This window comes from Bartonella sp. M0192, assembly GCF_016102305.1.
GTDB lineage: Bacteria > Pseudomonadota > Alphaproteobacteria > Rhizobiales > Rhizobiaceae > Bartonella > Bartonella apihabitans.
On record NZ_JACFOU010000001.1, the window covers coordinates 1,375,934 to 1,396,690 of the forward strand.

Genomic DNA, 20,757 nt, shown 5'->3' on the forward strand with positions numbered 1-20,757 from the left:
GGATGTACGGGGTTTAATTGTCGTTGTCGGGTTTAAAACCTTCAAATATCATTTGGTCGGCATTAACACGTGCTCTTTCCCACTCTTCAGAATTGTGAATAGTAAAAGCAAGAACGGGCATGCCCAGCTTTTCACGGACAAACCGTACAAAAGGATTGGACAACTGCCTGAAATTATAGGCCACGAACTCCATATCATGAGCAAGCATTGCAAAGTGTTGTTCAATCTCCGAGCGCTTGTTTCCTTCAGCTTTTATCCCGTGTGGTATTGCACGGTCACCGAAACGTATGCGCCGTAAAATATGCACATCCTGAGACATGATTGCCGATTTGTTCGGGTAAGCAACCAACAACTCTGTCACCGTTGAAATCAGGCCCGCATCTTCTCCTTCATTGCCTTCCAGATTTGCCAGAACAGGGACTTTGCCGGCAATGTTTTGAAGAAGTGCCTCAAGGGTAAAAATGCGTGGCTTGCCCTCACTGGTTTGGATATTGGCAATTTCCGATGAACGGAGATCTATGATACGTTTTTTCTGGCCTGTTATTTGTTCAAGAGAAGCGCCATGAAATACCATCGGAACGCCGTCATGAGACAGTTGGACATCGCAACAAATGGTATAATTCTCAAGCGCTGCCAGTTCGAATGCCGGCAGCGTATTTTCTTGAACAGACTTATCTAAGCCATGAAGTCCACTATTCGCGATGGGCCTTTTTGATAACCAATCAATCCTCATCACTCAGATTTCCAGAATTGCTTCCACTTCCACCGGAACATCCATCGGTAGTGCAGCAACTCCTACAGCCGAACGAGCATGCTTTCCGGCTTCACCCAAAACATTGACAAACAAATCCGAAGCACCGTTGGCAACTTGAGGAATGTCAGTGAAATTGGGGTCGGTTGCAACAAAAGCGGTTACTTTTATGACCTGCTTGATTTTGTTCAAATCTCCCAAAGCGGCTTTTGCCTGTGCCAGAATGTTGATTGCACATGCTTCGGCAGATTTTTTTGCCTGTTCAGAAGTGACTGTCCGGCCGACTTTGCCTATTGCGACAGGCTTTCCGTTACTAAGCGGAAGTTGACCGGAAATATAAAGCTGGTTACCGGATTTTCTGGCAGTCACGTAATTTGCTACAGGTTGTACAGCAGCGGGAATTGTAACGCCAAGTTTTTGCAAACGACTTTCAATCGTATCAGACATTTTTTACCTCTTTTCCCGTCATTTCATATTTGCTCAATAACCCATTTTCTCGAACATGGAAATGCGATCTTCAAAAAAAGAAATTACTCGCTTTTTTACCATTATATATGATAACGCCAAGGTTAAGGAAAAAACAGGAATATGCGGATGCCAAAATTTCTATTTGCCTTTATTTTATCGGTTATGTGCGTGAACGTTGCACGAGGCGAAGATAAAGTTGTCATGGTGCCGCATTTGGCAATCTATGACCTCCAGCTTGAAAATGCTGCAGATAAATCGGGTATTTCGGGTCTCGTCGGCCGTATGGCTTATGAATTCAATGGTTCGGCTTGTGAAGGTTATACCACAAGGTTTCGCTTCGTCACGCGCATCAATATGGCTGATTCACCAACGCGTCTTACCGATCAACAAATGACCAGTTTTGAATCGGCAAATGGCAAAGAATTCCGTTTTGTAAGCAAAACTATAATCGATCAGGAAGTTACAAGTGAAACGGATGGCGTTGCCAAAATTTCCAATGGAAATATGATTGTCAATACGAAGAAGCCCAAAGAAAATGAAGTCAAGTTAAAATCGGCCGCTTTTCCGACAATCCAGACTGAAGAAGTCATCCGTAAAGCAAAAGCCGGCCAGCATTTTTACCGGACAGTCTTGTTCGATGGCTCGGATGATGCTGATCGTCTGACGGAAGCGACAGTGGTGTTAGGCGATAAAGTGGATGCAAAGTCTGACGATGAAACCAAAATCATGGGGAAACTCGGAAATGAGCCATATTGGCCGGTGACAATTTCCTATTACAATGATGACGAGAATCAGGACGGTTTACCAGTCTATCGAACAAGCTTTCTTCTTTATGAGAATGGCGTCACACGTGACCTTGTAATGGATTATGGAAATTTTTCTGTTCGGGGTAAATTACAAACTTTCAAATTATTTGATGCCCCGTCTTCAAAGGAAAATTGTAAAGACTAAAACCGGTTACAACGATTTTTGTATTTTGTTTAAGAATATCGCTTGGTTGAGGTTAAAAGACTTGAAACTTTGTCCGATATCACTTAACTAACCAAATATTCCACACACGGGAAATGGGTGATTGCGGGAGAAATCCGCAATTTTCCGCCGGTGGCAGGTGTTACCTGCCTCATTCCGTGGAGGTTCAACCGGAAAGGATAAAAAAATGGCATTGCCAGATTTTACTATGCGCCAGCTTTTGGAAGCCGGTGTTCACTTTGGTCACCAGACACATCGCTGGAACCCGAAAATGGCTCCCTATATCTATGGGCAGCGCAATAACATTCATATTATCGATCTTGCACAGACTGTACCCTTACTCCATAACGCCTTGAAGGTGGTATCGGACACGGTTGCCCGCGGTGGTCGTGTGCTTTTTGTTGGCACTAAGCGTCAGGCTTCCGATATTATTGCGGAAGCGGCCAACCGTTCGGCCCAGTATTACGTCAATGCGCGTTGGCTCGGCGGTATGTTGACCAACTGGAAAACAATTTCCAATTCTATTCAGCGTTTGCGCAAACTGGACGGAATTCTTGCCAATGAAGCACAGGGCTTCACCAAGAAGGAACGTCTTAATATTGAACATGACCGCGATAAACTCAATCGCGCACTTGGCGGTATCAAGGATATGGGTTCGGTTCCGGATCTTCTGTTTATCATTGATACGAACAAGGAAAAAATTGCAATCGATGAAGCCAAACGTCTGGGAATTCCGGTCGTTGCTATAATCGATACCAATTGCGATCCGGATAATATCAATTATCCGATTCCTGGAAACGATGATGCTTCACGTGCGATTGCTCTTTATTGTGATCTGGTTGCAAAGGCTGCCCTTGATGGTATCGCCCGTCAACAAGGCGCAATGGGCGTTGATCTTGGTGCACAGGCAGAAGCTCCTGTCGAACCTGCTCTGGAAGAAAATAAAGAAGCAACTCCTGCCGCAGAATAACGAATAAATTGTGCCCTTGAGACAAGGGCACTTCAACTCAATGATGTATGGTCGCGGGCGTGCTGAGGGATAATCCTTGCACGCTTTCGCCGTTATTAAGATTAAGAGGCAAATATGAGCATTACCGCAGCACAGGTGAAAGAACTTCGCGAATTGTCGGGCGCCGGTATGATGGATTGCAAGACAGCACTTGCAGAAACAAATGGCGATATGGAAGCAGCCGTTGATTGGCTGCGTAAAAAGGGCATTGCCAAGGCTGATAAAAAAGCTGGTCGTACAGCGGCTGAAGGTCTCGTAGGTGTAGCCTCCAACGGTAAAAAGGCTGTTCTTGTCGAAGTGAATTCCGAGACAGACTTTGTTGCCCGTAACGATGCGTTTCAGGATATTGTTCGCAATATTGCAAAAGCCGCGCTGGATACGGATGGAACATTGGAAAAAATTTCGGTTTCAAGCTATCCGGGGTCAGATAAAACTGTTGCCGAGACACTCAAAGATGCCATTGGCAAAATCGGCGAAAACATGACATTCCGTCGTTCCGCTGAGCTATCTGTCGATAATGGTGTCATTGCAACCTATATTCATAACGGTATTGGTGACGGCCTTGGTAAAATCGGTGTTCTTGTTGCAATCGAAACCAATGGCGATAAAGATGCAGCCGAACATTTTGGTCGGCAGGTTGCCATGCATGTTGCTGCAACAAATCCTTTGGCATTGACTGCCGAGGAAGTCGATCCGGCAGCTGTCGAACGTGAAAAAGCAATTTATTCCGAACAGGCTCATCAGTCTGGAAAACCTGCCAACATTGTAGAAAAGATGGTGGAAGGTCGTATGCGCAAATTTTATGAAGAAGTTGTTCTGCTTTCACAGGCCTTTGTTATCAATCCTGATGAAACTGTAAGTCAGGCTTTGAAAAATGCAGAAAAAGAAATCGGCGCACCGGCAAAAATAAAAGGTTTTGTTCGTTTTGCCCTTGGTGAGGGTATCGAAAAAGCCGAAAGTGATTTTGCAGCCGAAGTCGCTGCAGCAGTAAAAGGCTGATTTTTGGACAAAATCCGGTTTATTTGCGTAAAAACAGTGCTTTTTGCATTGTGAGGCACGGAAAAAACGTTGTAGAGAGGGCATCGCGTGACAATGCGGTGCCCTTCGTGTATCGAAGGCACAAATGAATTTTGCATTTGGAGACTATTGATGACAGATACCCCGCTCTACAAACGAATTTTATTGAAAGCCTCTGGCGAGGCATTAATGGGTGGGCAAAGTTTCGGTATCGATGTTTCAGTCGTTGATCGTATTGCCAAAGACATTGCTGATGCGCATGAAATGGGTGTCGAAGTCGGCGTTGTCATCGGTGGCGGAAATATTTTTCGCGGCGTTGCGGTCGCCTCACGCGGTGGTGATCGTGTGACCGGTGACCATATGGGGATGCTGGCAACAGCGATTAATTCTCTTGCATTGCGCACATCATTGACAAAGCTCGGGGTAGATGTTGTCGTGCTTTCCGCCATCGCAATGCCACAAATCTGTGAAAGTTTCTCGCAACGCAAGGCTGTCGGCTATATCAGTCAAGGCAAGGTTGTCATCTTCGCAGGTGGCACCGGAAATCCGTTTTTTACCACTGATTCGGCAGCCGCGCTTCGAGCGGCAGAAATCGGAGCGGATGTGCTTTTAAAAGCTACCCAGGTTGATGGAATATACTCGGCCGACCCGAAAAAGGATCCTTCTGCAACCCGTTTCGACCATTTAACGCACGAAGAAGTTATCAAAAAGGGTCTTGCAGTTATGGATACCACCGCAATTACTCTGGCTCGTGAAAACCATATTCCTATTATTGTCTATTCGATCAGTGAAAAGGGTGGACTGGCCAATGTGTTGAATGGCACCGGACGCTATACAGTGGTATCGGAATAATATTCGTCTAAAAATAATCCGAAGGAGAGTTAGTATGAGTGACGCTACAAATATCGACGATCTCAAGCGCCGTATGGAAGGCGCCATTTCATCATTCAAACACGAGCTCACTGGTTTGCGGACCGGTCGTGCTTCTGCGAGCTTGCTTGAACCGATAACGGTCGAAGCTTATGGCTCGACTGTGCCGCTTAATCAGGTCGCCAATATTTCCGTACCGGAACCGCGCATGTTGTCGGTTTCGGTCTGGGATAAATCAATGGTGTCTGCAGTTGACAAGGCCATCAGAGAATCTTCATTGGGCCTGAACCCGATAACGGACGGTACAACTTTGCGCATTCCATTGCCGGAACTTAACGAAGAACGCCGCAAAGAGCTTGTTAAAATTGCTCACCAATATGCGGAGCAGGCGCGCGTTGCAGTTCGCCATGTTCGTCGTGACGGAATGGAAGGATTGAAAAAGGCTGAAAAGGATAGCGAGATCAGTCAGGATGAAAGCCGTATTGCTTCTGATAAAATTCAGAAATTGACGGATACGACGATCGGCGAGATCGATAAGGTATTGGCTGCTAAACAAGCGGAAATTATGCAAGTCTAAAACTATTTATTGCAGCAAACAGGTCGGAAAAATATGTTATATCCACGTCATATTGCCATCATTATGGATGGAAACGGCCGATGGGCACGTGCTCGTGGATTACCCAGAATTGCCGGTCATAAGATTGGCATGGAAGCACTTCATAGAATTGTGCATCATGCCAGTCAAATGGGGCTTGAATGGTTGACTGTTTTTGCTTTTTCTTCTGAAAACTGGTCACGCCCTGAATCTGAAGTCAATCATCTGATGGGACTTCTGAAGTTATTTATAAAACGTGATCTGCTTGATCTTCGCGATCATAATGTCCGTGTATGGGTGATAGGCAATCGTGAAGAGGTGCCAGCGGATATTCAGAGTCTACTCGATGAAGCAGAGACAATTACGCAAAAAAATGACGGACTCAATCTTGTTGTCGCATTCAACTATGGTGGACGTGCCGAAATTGTCCGGTCTGTAAAAAAAATCGCAAAATCTCTGGCAAACGGAAATATCAATATTGATGAAATTGATGAAGCCGTTTTTTCAAAATATCTTGATACGGCTGAAATGCCGGATCCTGACCTAATAATCCGCACCAGCGGGGAGCAACGTTTGTCGAACTTCTTGCTTTGGCAGTCGGCTTATAGCGAATTTTATTTTGCTCCCTGTTATTGGCCTGATTTCGATGAAAGACAACTTGATATAGCTGTTGAAGATTATTGGTTGCGTGAACGTCGTTTCGGGCGTGTACCAGATTATAAAAAAGAAAAGTTGTTATAACTTTGATCTTTATCTTAAAAAGAAATTGGATGAAAAATAAAGTTCGGGATGCAAATTTGTTCGGATCGGAGAACCGATGTCTAATCTTCTCATGAGAATTCTGACAGCTGTTGTCTTTGCAGCTATAGCACTTTTTCTGACATGGGAAGGCGGCTTTGTATTTGCTTTATTTGCCTGGTGCGTTGGTGGCTTGGTTCTATACGAGTGGAGAGGGATTAGTAAAAGCTGCTGGCGGCAAATAGACGAAATTATTGCCTCCGTGGCATATATTATTTTTGGCATTCTGCTTGTTGCTGATTTTTCAGCGCCTCTCGTTTTTGTCGTGATTTTTTTATGTGCTATTGTCCTCGCACTTGTGGCAGGAAGAAAAACCGGTTGGGTCGCTGGAGGCTATCTCTATGCAACTTTGCCCGTTCTATCCTTGACATATATAAGAGGCGAAGAACCATTCGGATTCGGTGCGATTATTTATCTCTTCGCTATTGTTTGGGGAACGGATATAGCGGCCTATTTCAATGGACGTTCGCTCGGCGGACCAAAACTCGCTCCCAAATTTTCTCCTAATAAAACGTGGAGTGGGGCCATTGGCGGTGCATTGGCCGGTACTGCAGGCGGATGCCTCGTAGCGTTTGTAGCTCTTGATACTACTCCAGCCAATTTGTTTATCCCTGTACTGTCTCTTGCTCTTTCGATTGTATCGCAAATTGGAGATATTTCTGAATCGTGGGTAAAACGGCACTTTGGTGTAAAAGATTCAGGGCGCTTCCTGCCTGGACATGGCGGCTTTATGGATCGCGTCGATGGACTGGTTTTTGCGGCCATTCTGCTTTATCTCGTTGGTGCAATAGCTGCAGATATGACAGTTCCTTCAAATATGTTTAACCTGATCTGATTGACGGAGCCTCTCTTGGAAATAATGAGTTTTATTGCTGATGTCGGCACACCGTTATTGCGTATTTTTGGTGTGATATGTGTCATCATGGTCATTATTTTTGTCCATGAAATGGGCCATTATCTCGTGGGGCGCTGGTGCGGTATCGGCGCGAGTGCATTTTCATTGGGATTTGGTCCGGAAATCTGTTCGCGGACCGATAAGCGTGGCACACGGTGGCGCATTGCATTGATACCTCTTGGCGGCTACGTGAAATTTATCGGCGACGAAGATGCTGCCGGAATGGCTTCGAAAGCGGATGCGGCGGCGCTTCCCGGATCTTTTGCTTCTGCTGGTGCCTGGGCTCGTGCTGCTACCGTTTTTGCCGGACCATTTACCAATGCACTTTTTACCGTTGTGGTTTTGTCGTTTTTCTTCTTCTCCTATGGCAGAATAATCATTGAACCGGTTATCGGTTCATTGGTGGATGGTGCGCCCGCAATGACGGCAGGGTTAAAACCCGGAGACCGTTTTATAGAGATGGATGGTCAAAAGGTTGAAAGTTTCGACGACCTCATCGGTTATGTTTCGCTCCACGGAGGTGATCCGATCGATTTTACGCTGGAAAGATCAGGGCAGCCTTATAACGTTACCATTACGCCAAAACCGACGGAACGGGATGACGGATTTGGCAATAAAGTTCGCGTCGGCATGATTGGCGCTGGAGCACCTGCTGATCCGAATAATCCGGGAAGACTGGATCCGGCCTATGAAAAACATGTCAATTATGGATTGTTTTCGGCAATTGGTGAAGCAACGGACAAATCGGCTTTTATTGTCGTTCAGACAGTTCGTTTTCTCGGGCGATTGATTGAAGGGCGGGAAGATCGCTGTCAATTGAGCGGCCCTTCGAAAACGGCAACAATAGCTTGGCAGGTAAGCGAGACCGGATTTATGTCGCTTCTCAATCTTACAGCCTTTCTTTCAATCGGTATCGGGTTGATAAATCTGTTTCCTTTGCCACCGCTTGATGGGGGGCATCTGGTTTTTTATGTTATTGAAGGTGTTATCGGGCGGCCGGTTCCCAAGCGTATTCAGGAAATCATTTTTAGCGTCGGCTTTATTATTGTCGTTGCTTTTATGTTATTTGCAATATCCAACGATTATTTATGCTGGTTAGGTTGATTAAGCTGTGTTAACAGTTTATCAAGTTGGGCGATGTTTGTTATTTAAAAATGATGTAAACTGTTTACCATATTTGTGAAATGCCGTGGCATACATGCCACGGTGAGTAAAGAAGTAGGCAGATTTTAACGGAAGGCCTTGCTTGTATAAAAAAACCCGCTATTAGGGATATATAAGCATTTTTGGGCACGGTGTGTCTGGAAACAAATAAACAAGGGTAAAGAAGCCAATGACGGCGAATTCGAAATTTCTTAGCGCAGCATCTGCACTGGCACTTACGGTAGCAATGGCCGTTCCGGCAACTGTAACTGTCTCGGTTTTGGGGATGGGGGTTGCACAGGCGGCTGTCGTTCACGCCATCGAGGTTCGTGGCAACCAGCGTGTTGACGCACAGACGATTCGTGATAACACGGGTATCAAGGTTGGAAAGAATTTTTCCAATAATGATATTGATGAAGGTTTGAAGCGGCTTTTTGCAATGGGGCTGTTTTCCGACGTCAAGATGAAGCAGGTTGGTGGTACGCTCGTGGTTTCTGTCAAGGAATACGAAGTCGTCAATCAGGTGCTTTTCCAAGGTAATAAAAAGGTCAAGGATCCTGATTTGCAGCGCGTTATTTCGCTTAAGCCGCGCGAAGCTTTCGATCCTGCCAAACTTGCATCCGACGAACAGTCCATTCGTGATGCCTATCGTTATGTAGGTCGTAATGATGCAGAGGTTTCGGCCCAGACTGTCGATCTCGGGCAAGGACGTGTGAATGTCGTCTTCAAGATCACAGAAGGTAAGAAAACCAAGATTGACGATATTACCTTTGAAGGAAATAAGGCTTTTGGTAACCGCCGTCTGCGTGATGTTATCGCAACCAAACGCTCCAATATCCTTTCTTGGCTGACCAGAGGCGATGTTTATAGTGATGATCGCTTGCAGGCTGATCAGGAAGCTTTGCGCCGTTTCTATTTCAATCACGGTTATGCCGATTTTCAGATTGTTTCGGCTGATGCGACATTCGACGAAGCCAGTAATTCCTATAAAATCAAATTCGTTGTTGATGAAGGTGCCCGCTATAAATTAGGCGATGTACAGGTCGATAGCACAATTGAAGGGGTTGACACTAAATCAATGGAAAAAGTGCTGAAGACACATGAAGGCGATGTCTATTCAGCCAAGCGCATTGAAGACTCGGTATTGGCAATCAATAACAAGGTTGCTGATTCGGGTTATGCTTTTGCTAAAGTTGAGCCTCGTGGTGACCGTGATTTCAATAATCATACGATGTCTATCGTTTACAATATCGATCAGGGGCCAAGAGCCTATGTCGAGCGAATTGAAATTCGCGGTAACGATAAAACACGTGACTATGTTATCCGTCGTGAGCTCGACTTGAATGAAGGCGATGCTTATAACCAGACAATGGTGCAGCGTGCTAAACGGCGCCTTGAAGGGTTGGGCTTCTTCCAGACTGTCAATGTTTCAACAGCTCCGGGCTCAGAACCGGATCAGGTTATCCTTGTTGTTGATGTGACCGAAAAATCAACGGGTGAGTTCTCTATCGGTGGCGGTTATACAACAGGTGGCGATTCGCCGGGTGCTTCGGTTGAAGCTTCTATTACAGAGCGTAACTTCTTGGGGCGCGGCCAATATGTTCGTATTGGTGCCGGTGCCGGTGAAGATGACGCACGTAACTATAATTTATCATTTACCGAACCTTATTTTCTTGGTTATCGGTTGTCGGCCGGTTTTGATGTTTTCCGTCGTACATATCGTATGAATGACGACTATGATGTCAAACAAACAGGCGGTTCGGTTCGTTTTGGTGTGCCGATTACCGAACAGTTAACCGGTAGCATCGCTTATAACTATGTTCAGGAAGAATATGATCTTGACCACGAGGGTCGCTATGAGAAACTTGCTGATAAATTCCATACTTCTAAAGAAGAACAGGAGATGAAAGATTATTCCGGTGCCATTATTCAGGCTTCGAAGAATAGTCCGTGGATTCGTTCGTCGGTCAGCTATGGTTTGACCTATAATACTATAGATGACATGAAAAACCCGCATGATGGTCTTTTTGTTCGTGGTATTCAGGAATATGCCGGTGTCGGTGGTGATGCCAATTTCTTGAAGACGACTGGCAAGGCCATGATGTACAAGACGATTTCGGAAACATACGATCTCGTTGGTTTGCTGTCTGTCGGCGGTGGCTATATCCACGAGATCGGTGACGATGGTGTCCGTATCTTCGATATGTTCAAGAGCAATTCGGATATCATTCGTGGTTTCAAATATAACGGTATCGGTCCTCGTCAGCGCTCTACAGACGGAGATAAGTACTTCCTTGGTGGTACGACCTATATGAATGCCACGGCGGAAATCCAATTCCCGATGCCGGTTGTTCCGGATAGTTTGGGTATGCGTGGAGCGTTCTTTGCTGATACTGCAACACTTTACGGCAACAAGTATGATCCTAGTTATCCTGGTGAGAATCCGGTTACCGGTGATGAGAGTGCATGGCGTGCATCTGCCGGTGTCAGCTTGATGTGGGCTTCGCCATTTGGGCCATTGCGCTTTGACTATGCTTGGCCTGTTGCTAAAGAGAGCGGTGACCGGACACAGAACTTCAACTTTGGTGTCTCGACCAAGTTCTAATTTTCCCTTTCTCCCGATCTTGAAGGGTCGGGAGAGAAAGTGTTCTGATGGCGGATTCATTATTTTTTACGCCGTCCCGACAGTTGACTGTTGGCGAGGCGGCAGCTTTAACAGGTGCCGCTTTACGCAATCCTGAATTAAGTGGTTCAGTAATCAAGCATCTTTCTTCGCTGGATAATGCGGAGCCGGGTTCTCTCGTTTTTGTCGAAAGTAGAAAATTTGCAAAAGCGTTGCTCGGGAGCCAGGCTCTTGCCGTTTTTTGTTCCGAAGATGTTGCTTCCAAAGTTCCTGATAATATTGCTACTCTTGTAACGCAATCGCCACATCGTGATTTTGCGATGATTGGACGCATCCTGTTTCCGACAGCTTCAACACCGGCTCCGTGGTTTGGAGAATATGGAGTTTCACCAAAAGCTTTTGTTCATCCGGAGGCAAAACTCGAAGAAGGAGTGACGGTCGAACCGGGTGCTGTTATCGGACGCGGAGCAGAAGTAGGGAGCGGTACGCTTGTTTCCTCAACGGCCGTCATCGGTGAAAATTGTCGGGTAGGGCGTGAATGCTATATCGCGCCATCTGTTTCAATTCAGTATAGCTTTATAGGTAATCGGGTTCGTCTTTATCCGGGAGTGAGAATAGGTCAGGACGGGTTCGGTTATGTCGGTGGACCGAGCGGCATTGAAAAAATTCCGCAGCTTGGGCGCGTTATTATTCAGGATGATGTAGAAATCGGTGCCAATACGACAGTTGATCGCGGTGCATTGAAAGATACGATCATTGGCGAAGGCACAAAAATAGATAATTTGGTTCAAATTGCTCATAATGTGCAAATCGGACGTTTTTGTTTGATTGCTGCGCATTGTGGAATTGCAGGTAGTTCTACAATCGGTGATATGACGCAATTGGGAGGAAGTGTCGGTCTGGCCGATCACGTAAAAATTGGCTCACGTGTGCAGATCGCTGCAGCAAGTGGCGTTATGAATGACATACCTGACGGCGAAAAATGGGGTGGTAGCCCCGCTCGCCCGATCAAACAATGGTTCCGCGAAGTTGCGGCGCTAAGAAATATGACAAAGTTCAATAAGGAGAAATGACAAGATGAACGCTGCTGTTGAGAAGAACAGTCTGGAGGCAGTAGACATTCGTAAGCTGTTGTCGATATTGCCTCATCGTTACCCGTTTCTTCTTATTGATCGTATTATTGATATTGACGGTGATCAATCGGCAATTGGCATTAAAAATGTTACGGTAAACGAACCGCACTTCACAGGGCATTTTCCGGAAAACCCGATTATGCCGGGTGTGCTTATCATTGAAGCGATGGCTCAGACTGCCGGCGCAATTTCGTTGCTTGTTCAGGGCGACGAAAAACCCGGCGTTGTTTATCTCATGACCGTCGATAAAGCAAAATTCCGTAAACCTGTTGTGCCGGGAGATCAGTTGAGACTCCATGTCAAGAAATTGAAACAACATGGTGGAATCAGACGCTTTTCTTGCCTTGCGGAAGTTGATGGAAATCGCGTGGCAGAAGCGGAAGTTGCTGCTATGATTGCGGTTGCCGAGAATAAAGAAGAATAGGGTTCTAGAATGTCCGGTGTTGAAATTCATCCAACTGCGATTGTGGAAAAAGGTGCAGAACTTGGTACCAATGTAAAAATCGGGCCTTTTTGTACCGTAAGCGCGGACGCTGTTATTGGCGATGATTCCCGTTTGTTGAGCCATGTTGTCATAATGGGCCCAACCACATTGGGGGCAAACGCTCTTGTCTATCCGAATGCAGTTTTAGGGGGAGATCCTCAAAATAATAAACACAAAGGTGGACGTACTACTTTGGTTATCGGAAAAAATTGCATCATCCGTGAAGGTGTCACCATGCATCGCGGGTCGGATACAAGCCGTGGAACAACAACGGTTGGCGATGATTGCGAATTTTTGGCTTATGCCCACGTGGCTCATGATTGTGCTTTGGGAAATCACGTTACATTTTCCAACAATGTGATGATCGGTGGCCATGTCGTGATCGGTGATTATGTGATTATTGGTGGCGGCGGTGCGGTTCATCAATTCGTTCGTGTCGGGCATCACGCTTTTGTTGGTGGTTTGGCCGCTCTGGTTGGTGATCTCATTCCCTATGGGTCTGCTATCGGCGTCCACGCATGGCTGGGTGGCTTGAATATTATAGGCATGAAAAGATCAGGTTTGCCGCATAGTGAAATTCACGCTGTGCGTCATGCTGTACCGATGCTCTTTGACAGAACCAAACCCATTGCCGAAAGAGCCATTGACGTACGTAATGCCTATCCAGCTTCAAAAGCGGTAACTGACATTATCGATTTTGTTGAAGCTGATCATAAACGCGCGTTTTGTACGCCAAAACTCGATAACACAAATAACAGCGGCGATATCGGATATTGAATATGGGGAAGGGCGACACAAAACGTAGCCTTTCCGGTCGTACCGCTATCATCGCGGGAAATGGCGTTTTGCCTTTGGCTGTTGCCAGCGCAATAGAAGAAATGGGGGAAAAGCCGTTTCTTGTTCCACTGAAAGGCGAAGCCGATCCGAGACTTTACGCCTATGAGCACTGTGAAATATCGGTCGTACAGCTAGCTAGGCTGATAAAAGCTTTGAAAAAAGCGAATATCACCAATGTTATATTGGCAGGTGGTGTCAAAAGTCGGCCTAATCTCAAAGATCTGCGCCCTGATTGGACAACGTTATCAGCATTGCCAAAATTGTTTCATGCTTTGGGGCAGGGAGACGATGCGCTTTTGAAAGCCTTCATTAGCGTTGTCGAAAAATATGGTTTTCATGTTGTGGGCGCCCACGAAGTCGTTCCACAATTATTGGCACCCAAAGGATTCAATCTGACGAAGAAACGCGCTGACGAAAAAAATTGGCGGGATATTATGCTTGCAGCGGAGGCAGCTGCAATTTTGGGAAAACTTGATATCGGTCAGGGAGCAGTTGCTGTAAAAGGGCGCGTCGTGGCCGTTGAAGGTGCGGAGGGTACCGATAACATGTTGCGCCGTGTCACGGAAATGCGTAATGAAAAACGCATTCCTCTAACAGGGGGGGTGTTGGTCAAGCGAGCTAAAGAACAACAGGATGAAAGAGCCGACTTGCCCACCATTGGGCCTGAAACAATTATCCATGCCAAACAATGTCATTTGGATGGCGTTGCCGTCGAAGCAGAACGGACTTTCATCGTTTCATTAAAAGAGACAGTTGAACAAGCAGATAAATGTTCGCTTTTTATCGAGACCTTCGGAAAGAACGAATATGTCTGATGGTCCTATTAAAATTGCTATCGTTGCCGGCGAGGAATCGGGAGATTTGCTCGGAGCAGATCTGATATCGGCACTGGCGCGAAAAACCGGACGCAATATCAAACTCATAGGCGTTGGCGGCTCACATCTTGAAGCATTGGGGCTAAAAAGTGCCTTTAATGTTGATGACATAGCTTTAATGGGGCTTGGTGCTGTTTTGAAAAAACTGCCGAAGCTCATCCTGCATATACACCGTCTGGCGCGGTTTATTGCTGATGAAAAGCCTGATTGTCTTATCATCATAGATAGTCCGGACTTTACCCACCGTGTTGCGAAAAAAGTCCGGAAATTCGCGCCTCAAATCCCTATCATAAAATATATTGCTCCTTCGGTTTGGGCGTGGCGCCCCGAACGAGCCAAGGCAATGTGTTCCTATATCGACCATGTTCTTGTTGTGCTCCCTTTCGAAAAAAAGGTTATGCATGATTTGCAAGGCCCTCCAGCTACTTATGTCGGTCATAGATTGTTGACCTATCCGCCATTGCTGGCAATGGAAAGAATGCGGTTGCGCCATTTGGAAGAGAAAAAGTTGGCGCCGACAGTGGTCATATTACCGGGCTCGAGACATTTTGAAATTCGTGGTTTGATGCCGATTTTCGGGGCAGCTTTGGAAATTTTAAAAAAACGGCAGCCAGCTATCAATTTTGTTTTGCCTACTCTGCCAAGGCTTGCCGACAGTGTGCGCAAACTTATGAGTGAATGGCCGGTAAAAGTGGAAATTGTGGTTGGTGAGGAGGAAAAATGGGCAGCTTTTGCAAAAGCTGATGCGGCACTTGCTGCGTCCGGTACCGTTTCTCTGGAACTAGCCCTTGCTAATATTCCAATGGTTCTTGGCTATAAAGCTGATCTTTTTTCAAAAACCTTTATATTGCCACGGGTAAAAGTGTGGAGCGCCGCATTGCCCAATATCATCGCCGACCGGCCGGTTGTTCCGGAATATTTCAATGAATTTTTGCGTCCCGGTATGCTGGCCCGTCAGGTTGAACAACTGGTTGTTGCAGGACCGGTTCGTCAAGCGCAACTTGACGGATTTTCTTTGATCAAAACGACGATGAAAACATCTGCACCGTCTGGCGAAATTGCATCGCAAGCCTTGTTGAAATATCTGAAGCTTCAGTGAAATGCTTGTAGCGCTTATCAGGTCACTGGAGCTTCCTCGAAGCTGGGTGAAATGGAAAACAGCACCCGACCTAATTCAGGTTATTTTTAAATAAATGCGCCTATCGAATATGTGTCTGCCGAAAATTTGCAATTATCTACGTACTTATTGCGGAATTGCTTTAGCTACCAAAACGTTTTGTGCAGCCCGTTAAAATTTGTCGAAACAGGCAGATGAAACTGTTTCAGTCATCATAGGGCGTAATTTCGTTGAAAAACGCCATTCATGAACCGGTTTAACACTCGATTATTAGTGTTTTATTTTTGCAAGAAAATCTTTAGCCCTTTGGTTATCAGGATTTGAGAAGAATTTATCAGGTGTTGTGTCCTCAAGAATCTTTCCATTCTCAAGAAAAAGAACACGTTCTGAAACTTCGCGCGCAAATCCCATTTCATGTGTGACGCAAAGCATGGTCATGCCGGTTTCGGCAAGCTTGACAATAACATCCAGAACTTCTCCGACCATTTCCGGATCAAGAGCCGAGGTTGGTTCATCAAACAACATAACCTTGGGTTCCATGCAAAGAGCACGAGCAATAGCAACGCGCTGCTGCTGCCCGCCGGATAACTGGGACGGGTATTTTTCGCTATGGGCCTCGATACCGACCTTACTCAAATATTTGATTGCGCGCTCTTTTGCCTTTTCCTTTGTCAGTCCTTGAACGGTCATGGGAGCAAGAATGCAATTTTGCATGACAGTCATATGGGGAAAGAGATTAAAATGCTGGAATACCATGCCAACTTCGCGGAGCACCTTTTTCTGCTCTTGTGGCGCTGCAGTCATGATATCGACGCCATAAATGCGGATGCTTCCTTGTTCGGGCACTTCGAGCTGGTTTATGCAGCGGATAAGAGTTGATTTACCGGAACCGGATGGCCCACATAAAACAATGCGTTCTCCCGCTTTAACGTCAAGGGAGATATTATGAAGGGCCTGAAATTCACCATACCACTTGTTTAATTCTTGAATGACAATGACATGTTCATCAGATTTGGCTTTATCGTTGTTATTGTGCTGAACTGCCGCCATTGCTGTTGTTCTCCGTTTCTGGTTCTCAAAACCGTGTTAGACTGAAAGCATCAGGAGATGTCAATGGTTGTTCACCCGCCATTATCTCGGCAAGTAATTTTCCACTAACCGCTCCAAGCGTCAATCCATGATGCGCATGGCCAAAATTGAGCCAAAGACCTTTATGTGCAGGCGCTTTTCCGATAATCGGGCGCATGTCCGAAAGACAAGGGCGTTCACCAAGCCAAGGTTCGGTCTCGACATATTCACCGAGCGGAAAAATGTTTTTTGCAATTTTTTCAGCCCGCTTTAATTGTGTCCAATAAGGCGGGGCTTTCGGACTTGCAAATTCGATACCCGTGGTAAGTCGAATTCCTTGACGCATTGGCGCCAATACAAAACCGGCGACGGGATCACATATTGAATGCTTAAGAACAGTCTTCTCGTCAACTTGGCGGAAGTGAATATGATAGCCACGTTTTACGGCAAACGGAATGTGACGATAGCCGAATTTGTTCATAAATTGGATGGACTGGGGGCCAAGAGCAACCACAACATCGGGTGCCCCGATTGATATGCCGTTATCATTTATTTGCCAGAGCCCGTTATTATATTCGGTTTTCAAAGTATCGAGTTTCACGAAACTCCCACCTTGTTTGATGAAATAACGCGCATAAGCGGCGGTCAACCCGCCGGGGTCGTTGACAGTTTTCGGATCAAGCCAATGAATACCGCCGACAAGCTGCGGACTGATAGATGGAACACGCTGAATTAAAGCGTTCCGGTCAAGAACATCATAATCGAGGTGAAAACGCTCAAGCGAAAGAAGATGGTTTTTCGCTTTGTCAAAATCTTTATCGGTGCGGAATATCTCGAGCCAGCCCTTCGGCTCAATAAACGAAGTAGCACCGGCTAATTCGGCTAAAAAATCGTGTTCTTTGACGCTATTTTCGATAAGCGGCAACAAAGCCAAAGTCGATTTTTTTAAGTTTTTCGGTGATGATTGGCGCCAGAACTTGAAGAGCCATAGTGCTATTTGTGGCAGGTAAGTCCAGTCAAACCGCACATCGGTTTGATGATTGAAGGCATAGGCGATAAGACGCGAAAATTCACGGGGAAAATGGTAAGGAATGACGCTTGATCTCTCAATCAATCCCGCATTGCCGTAACTTGTTCCCTGTCCGGGGTCTTTTTTATCGACAAGGCAGACATGATAGCCTCTCAATTGAAGATGTAAACATGTGCATACGCCGACGATTCCGGCTCCGAGCACGATAACATCAAATTTTTTCATTTGAACGTAATCCCGCAATCCTCTTTTATTCGGCTGACATTAACGCAGATGACGTGTCAGTCTACGTTCTGTCACGCCGATCAAGCGCCGAACAATTTCAACGATAATCAGATAAAGTACAGCCGCCCAGATATAGACCTGAAAATCGAATGTACGTGAATAGGCAAGTTTGGCAACGCCCATCAGATCATAAACTGTCACGAGAGATGCAACAGCACTGGCTTTGATCATAAGGATGAACTCGTTTCCTAAAGGACGCAATGCCATGATCATGGATTGCGGTAATATAACACGGATGAATGTGGTTTTCCGGGAGAGCCCCAATGCTTTGGCCGCTTCGTATTGACCGGTAGGTACCGATTGCATGCTGCCGCGGAAAATTTCTGCCTGATAAGCAGCGGTATTCAACGCGAAAATGAAGAGACAACACCACCATGAGCTTTGGAAAAACCACCACAATCCGACGCTTTTCCAAAAAACACTGAAAGAGCCGATGCCGTAATAAAAGAGAAATAATTGTGCAAGGAGCGGCGAGCCACGGAAGAAATAGATGTAAATACGAGCCGGTAAACGCAGAAACGAATGTTTCGAGCGCCAAGCAAATGTAATCATGATGCTCAAGAAAAAGCCGACCGTATAGGAAAGTGCTACGAGCTTTACGGTGACGAAAAAACCGTCAATAAATTTCGGGCCATAGCGGCTCAAAATATCCGGATTGATGATAAAATGCAAAAAGTCGGGTATCATCATGCGGATACCTTTTCATAACATGCATTGGCACGCTTTTCCAAATGGCGGATAATGAATGAAGAAACAGCCGAAAAGATAAGATAGATGACACAGGCAGTCAGATAGAAAAACATCGGTTTTTTTGTTGCTGCGACAGCGAGATTTGTCTGACGCATCACATCGACGAGCGCGATCGTTGAAACCAGAGACGTATCCTTGAGTAATGTCAACCAGTTGTTTGAAAGACCGGGCAGGGCATTGCGTGCAAGCTGCGGCAAAACCACACGAAAAAACGTTGTGGCAGGCGAAAGACTCAAAGCTTTGGCAGCTTCATATTGGCCGCTATCCAGTACTTTGAAAGCGCCGAGCCAGACTTCGCATGAGAAAGCCGCAAAGACCATCCCCAGAGCCAAAACACCGGCAAAGAAAGCATTCACCGAGAATTCTGCCTCAATATTAAAATGTGCCATCAATGATTGGACGAGGGTCTGCAATCCATAATAGACAAGAAATAATGTCAATAATTCAGGCAATCCGCGAAAAATTGCGGAAAATATTGTTGCAATAATCCGGAAAAATTTCACATCCGACTGGATCATCAGCGAGCAGATGAGACCAAGGGGGAGCCCCAAAGGTAAACAGCAAAGCGCGAGTGACAAAGTCACTCCCGCTCCGATGAGCATAACCATACCCCAACCGCCACTGCCAAATGACAGCAATGACAAATACTCGATCATCAATGAAAGCTCCGGTTATTCGTTATCAATAGCCGATAGAAAAAATTGCAAAATGATTCAACCGGTTAATTAATAAATATCGGATTGAAAGTACTTTTTGGCAATTTTGTCATAGGTACCGTCGGCACGAATATCATCAATTGCCTTATTCAGACGGTTCTTCAAATCATCCGAGTTTTTGCGAATAGCAATGGAAATCGGCTCTCTTGTACCTTCAACTTCGCCAAGAAGTTTGCAGCACTCCTTGCCATCTTTTTCAAGCCAGGTCAAAAGCGGGAATTTATCATGAATAATCGCGTCAAGACGGTGATTGATCAAATCGCTATTGGCTTCTTCGGGCGTTGGATAAAGCTTCAGATTGGTTCCCTCGGGGGCATAGTTATCTTCAGCATAGATTGCCTGTGTTGTACCGGCCTGAGCCCCGAGATTTTTTCCGTTGAGAGATTGTGGGCTGAGATCCTTGATGTCCGAATCCTTCGGGACAGCAACAGCAAGTGTTGTTGTATAATAGCGATTTGTGAAATCGACTTTTTGCTTACGTTCTTCGGTCGGAACCATTGAAGCAATAATAGCATCATATTTTTTTGCCAGAAGTCCGGGAATGATTCCTTCCCAATCCTGGGCTGTAACAGTGCATTCAACTTTCATTTTGTCGCAGAGTGCATAGGCAATATCGACATCGAAACCATGAAGGTTATTGTTGGAGTCAACGTAACTGAATGGCGGGTAGGCTCCTTCGGTTGCGATACGCAAGTTTTCAGCATGTGCGGAAAAGCTCATCATAAGGCTTCCCAAAACGAGTCCAGCTGCTAGGATTTTCATGTTGTACTCCTGTTTTAAACAAAATGGTTCTATTCCAATTAGTCTTAGCGCTAAGTTTTAGCGAAGGGCAATTTAAAAACATAAATCCACCGATATATCCCTGAAAAACGCTTCATTGTCTCTCTCCATTGATGCGCAGCCGTCAGTTTGAACGGAAATGAAAATCCTGCCGTTTTTTGAACGAGTTCAATCAAGCATGGCAATGCTTGTCGACCTCACTAGGTTTCAATGGACAAACTTGAAATCATGTGCGCCCTTTTAATAATGGGGGCATGAAGGTTGCCTCCTTCAGGGCAATTATAGCGTGATACGTGAAATAAATGGTTCTCAGCCTACATAAAACCATTGCCGGACATGGGTGACATCAGGCGCAAATAAAAGGTAAGACCGAGAGCTTGAAAAATGCCGAATCTATTTTTTAACAGGTGTTCGTAAGCCCTTGTAAGTTCGATATTATTTTGCCGCCTAATAAAGAGTTTTGCTGCCGTTTCTCGTTCCGGTTTTATATTCAATCGGCTTAAAGCACGTTGAAGGATAAGGGCTCAACGCAATTTGAGCAATA

Annotated in this window: 21 protein-coding genes; 14 read left to right on the top strand and 7 right to left on the bottom strand. The window is 45.7% G+C overall.

What is annotated here, in order from left to right; translation table 11 throughout:
* Window positions 1-13 precede the first annotated feature (13 nt).
* Both H3S82_RS06060 and H3S82_RS06065 read right to left on the bottom strand, forming a co-directional pair.
* Complete coding sequence (locus H3S82_RS06060) at window positions 14-733, bottom strand: glycerophosphodiester phosphodiesterase family protein (RefSeq protein ID WP_246785297.1); 720 nt, start codon at window positions 731-733, stop codon at window positions 14-16.
* Between the two features lie 3 nt (window positions 734-736).
* Complete coding sequence (locus H3S82_RS06065) at window positions 737-1,198, bottom strand: RidA family protein (RefSeq protein ID WP_198232168.1); 462 nt, start codon at window positions 1,196-1,198, stop codon at window positions 737-739.
* Window positions 1,199-1,345: 147 nt separating this feature from the next.
* On the opposite strand from H3S82_RS06065, the gene H3S82_RS06070 reads away from it, so the two are divergent.
* The 14 genes from H3S82_RS06070 to lpxB all read left to right on the top strand — a co-directional run bounded on the left by H3S82_RS06070 (window position 1,346) and on the right by lpxB (window position 15,566).
* Window positions 1,346-2,170, top strand: coding sequence for a cell envelope integrity EipB family protein (locus H3S82_RS06070; RefSeq protein ID WP_198232167.1), 825 nt, complete (start codon window positions 1,346-1,348; stop codon window positions 2,168-2,170).
* Window positions 2,171-2,375: 205 nt separating this feature from the next.
* The gene (rpsB, locus tag H3S82_RS06075; RefSeq protein ID WP_077973510.1) at window positions 2,376-3,158 is read left to right on the top strand and encodes a 30S ribosomal protein S2; all 783 of its coding nucleotides are present in this window, start codon (window positions 2,376-2,378) and stop codon (window positions 3,156-3,158) included.
* Window positions 3,159-3,272: 114 nt separating this feature from the next.
* A complete protein-coding gene (tsf, locus tag H3S82_RS06080; protein WP_198224824.1) occupies window positions 3,273-4,196 on the top strand; it encodes a translation elongation factor Ts in 924 nt (307 codons plus the stop codon).
* Window positions 4,197-4,346: 150 nt separating this feature from the next.
* Complete coding sequence (pyrH, locus tag H3S82_RS06085) at window positions 4,347-5,066, top strand: UMP kinase (RefSeq protein ID WP_198232166.1); 720 nt, start codon at window positions 4,347-4,349, stop codon at window positions 5,064-5,066.
* A 34-nt stretch (window positions 5,067-5,100) separates the two neighbouring features.
* Complete coding sequence (gene frr / locus H3S82_RS06090) at window positions 5,101-5,661, top strand: ribosome recycling factor (RefSeq protein ID WP_078039408.1); 561 nt, start codon at window positions 5,101-5,103, stop codon at window positions 5,659-5,661.
* Window positions 5,662-5,694: 33 nt separating this feature from the next.
* On the top strand, window positions 5,695-6,420 hold the full coding sequence (locus H3S82_RS06095; RefSeq protein WP_198232165.1) for an isoprenyl transferase: 726 nt from the start codon (window positions 5,695-5,697) through the stop codon (window positions 6,418-6,420).
* A 76-nt stretch (window positions 6,421-6,496) separates the two neighbouring features.
* Entirely contained in the window at window positions 6,497-7,312 is an 816-nt protein-coding gene (locus H3S82_RS06100) for a phosphatidate cytidylyltransferase (protein WP_198232164.1), read from the top strand.
* A 15-nt stretch (window positions 7,313-7,327) separates the two neighbouring features.
* A complete protein-coding gene (rseP, locus tag H3S82_RS06105) occupies window positions 7,328-8,476 on the top strand; it encodes an RIP metalloprotease RseP (RefSeq protein ID WP_198232163.1) in 1,149 nt (382 codons plus the stop codon).
* Window positions 8,477-8,705: 229 nt separating this feature from the next.
* The gene (bamA, locus tag H3S82_RS06110) at window positions 8,706-11,120 is read left to right on the top strand and encodes an outer membrane protein assembly factor BamA (RefSeq protein WP_198232162.1); all 2,415 of its coding nucleotides are present in this window, start codon (window positions 8,706-8,708) and stop codon (window positions 11,118-11,120) included.
* Window positions 11,121-11,167: 47 nt separating this feature from the next.
* Window positions 11,168-12,211, top strand: coding sequence for a UDP-3-O-(3-hydroxymyristoyl)glucosamine N-acyltransferase (lpxD, locus tag H3S82_RS06115; protein ID WP_077971188.1), 1,044 nt, complete (start codon window positions 11,168-11,170; stop codon window positions 12,209-12,211).
* A gap of 4 nt (window positions 12,212-12,215) precedes the next feature.
* Complete coding sequence (fabZ, locus tag H3S82_RS06120; protein ID WP_077971190.1) at window positions 12,216-12,695, top strand: 3-hydroxyacyl-ACP dehydratase FabZ; 480 nt, start codon at window positions 12,216-12,218, stop codon at window positions 12,693-12,695.
* Window positions 12,696-12,704: 9 nt separating this feature from the next.
* Window positions 12,705-13,532 (top strand): acyl-ACP--UDP-N-acetylglucosamine O-acyltransferase, encoded by an 828-nt coding sequence (gene lpxA / locus H3S82_RS06125; RefSeq protein ID WP_198232161.1) that lies wholly within the window; start codon window positions 12,705-12,707, stop codon window positions 13,530-13,532.
* 2 nt (window positions 13,533-13,534) lie between these two features.
* Window positions 13,535-14,407: an LpxI family protein gene (locus tag H3S82_RS06130; protein ID WP_198224806.1), complete on the top strand. Its 873-nt coding sequence runs from the start codon at window positions 13,535-13,537 to the stop codon at window positions 14,405-14,407.
* Entirely contained in the window at window positions 14,400-15,566 is a 1,167-nt protein-coding gene (lpxB, locus tag H3S82_RS06135; protein ID WP_198232160.1) for a lipid-A-disaccharide synthase, read from the top strand. The genes H3S82_RS06130 and lpxB overlap by 8 nt, the downstream gene beginning before the upstream one ends.
* A 288-nt stretch (window positions 15,567-15,854) precedes the next feature.
* Here lpxB and H3S82_RS06140 read toward each other — a convergent pair whose 3' ends face one another.
* The 5 genes from H3S82_RS06140 to H3S82_RS06160 all read right to left on the bottom strand — a co-directional run bounded on the left by H3S82_RS06140 (window position 15,855) and on the right by H3S82_RS06160 (window position 20,195).
* Window positions 15,855-16,634: an amino acid ABC transporter ATP-binding protein gene (locus H3S82_RS06140; RefSeq protein ID WP_198224802.1), complete on the bottom strand. Its 780-nt coding sequence runs from the start codon at window positions 16,632-16,634 to the stop codon at window positions 15,855-15,857.
* Between the two features lie 25 nt (window positions 16,635-16,659).
* Window positions 16,660-17,907 carry an FAD-binding oxidoreductase gene (locus H3S82_RS06145; RefSeq protein ID WP_198232159.1) on the bottom strand — a complete coding sequence of 416 codons (1,248 nt, stop codon included), beginning with the start codon at window positions 17,905-17,907 and terminating at the stop codon, window positions 16,660-16,662.
* A 39-nt stretch (window positions 17,908-17,946) separates the two neighbouring features.
* Window positions 17,947-18,654 (bottom strand): ABC transporter permease, encoded by a 708-nt coding sequence (locus tag H3S82_RS06150; protein ID WP_198232189.1) that lies wholly within the window; start codon window positions 18,652-18,654, stop codon window positions 17,947-17,949.
* Window positions 18,654-19,373 carry an ABC transporter permease gene (locus H3S82_RS06155; RefSeq protein ID WP_198232158.1) on the bottom strand — a complete coding sequence of 240 codons (720 nt, stop codon included), beginning with the start codon at window positions 19,371-19,373 and terminating at the stop codon, window positions 18,654-18,656. The genes H3S82_RS06150 and H3S82_RS06155 overlap by 1 nt, the downstream gene beginning before the upstream one ends.
* Before the next feature lie 69 nt (window positions 19,374-19,442).
* Window positions 19,443-20,195: a transporter substrate-binding domain-containing protein gene (locus H3S82_RS06160; RefSeq protein ID WP_198232157.1), complete on the bottom strand. Its 753-nt coding sequence runs from the start codon at window positions 20,193-20,195 to the stop codon at window positions 19,443-19,445.
* Between the last annotated feature and the right edge of the window lie 562 nt (window positions 20,196-20,757).

Coding starts and splice junctions, on each gene's coding strand:
- H3S82_RS06100 (WP_198232164.1), top strand. CDS start 6,497: ATGTCTAATCTTCTCATGAGAATTCTGACAGCTGTTGTCTTTGCAGCT.
- pyrH (WP_198232166.1), top strand. CDS start 4,347: ATGACAGATACCCCGCTCTACAAACGAATTTTATTGAAAGCCTCTGGC.
- tsf (WP_198224824.1), top strand. CDS start 3,273: ATGAGCATTACCGCAGCACAGGTGAAAGAACTTCGCGAATTGTCGGGC.
- lpxA (WP_198232161.1), top strand. CDS start 12,705: ATGTCCGGTGTTGAAATTCATCCAACTGCGATTGTGGAAAAAGGTGCA.
- frr (WP_078039408.1), top strand. CDS start 5,101: ATGAGTGACGCTACAAATATCGACGATCTCAAGCGCCGTATGGAAGGC.
- H3S82_RS06060 (WP_246785297.1), bottom strand. CDS start 733: ATGAGGATTGATTGGTTATCAAAAAGGCCCATCGCGAATAGTGGACTT.
- lpxB (WP_198232160.1), top strand. CDS start 14,400: ATGTCTGATGGTCCTATTAAAATTGCTATCGTTGCCGGCGAGGAATCG.
- H3S82_RS06065 (WP_198232168.1), bottom strand. CDS start 1,198: ATGTCTGATACGATTGAAAGTCGTTTGCAAAAACTTGGCGTTACAATT.
- H3S82_RS06130 (WP_198224806.1), top strand. CDS start 13,535: ATGGGGAAGGGCGACACAAAACGTAGCCTTTCCGGTCGTACCGCTATC.
- lpxD (WP_077971188.1), top strand. CDS start 11,168: ATGGCGGATTCATTATTTTTTACGCCGTCCCGACAGTTGACTGTTGGC.
- H3S82_RS06095 (WP_198232165.1), top strand. CDS start 5,695: ATGTTATATCCACGTCATATTGCCATCATTATGGATGGAAACGGCCGA.
- bamA (WP_198232162.1), top strand. CDS start 8,706: ATGACGGCGAATTCGAAATTTCTTAGCGCAGCATCTGCACTGGCACTT.
- rpsB (WP_077973510.1), top strand. CDS start 2,376: ATGGCATTGCCAGATTTTACTATGCGCCAGCTTTTGGAAGCCGGTGTT.
- H3S82_RS06140 (WP_198224802.1), bottom strand. CDS start 16,634: ATGGCGGCAGTTCAGCACAATAACAACGATAAAGCCAAATCTGATGAA.
- H3S82_RS06155 (WP_198232158.1), bottom strand. CDS start 19,373: ATGATCGAGTATTTGTCATTGCTGTCATTTGGCAGTGGCGGTTGGGGT.
- H3S82_RS06150 (WP_198232189.1), bottom strand. CDS start 18,654: ATGATACCCGACTTTTTGCATTTTATCATCAATCCGGATATTTTGAGC.
- fabZ (WP_077971190.1), top strand. CDS start 12,216: ATGAACGCTGCTGTTGAGAAGAACAGTCTGGAGGCAGTAGACATTCGT.
- H3S82_RS06160 (WP_198232157.1), bottom strand. CDS start 20,195: ATGAAAATCCTAGCAGCTGGACTCGTTTTGGGAAGCCTTATGATGAGC.
- H3S82_RS06070 (WP_198232167.1), top strand. CDS start 1,346: ATGCCAAAATTTCTATTTGCCTTTATTTTATCGGTTATGTGCGTGAAC.
- H3S82_RS06145 (WP_198232159.1), bottom strand. CDS start 17,907: ATGAAAAAATTTGATGTTATCGTGCTCGGAGCCGGAATCGTCGGCGTA.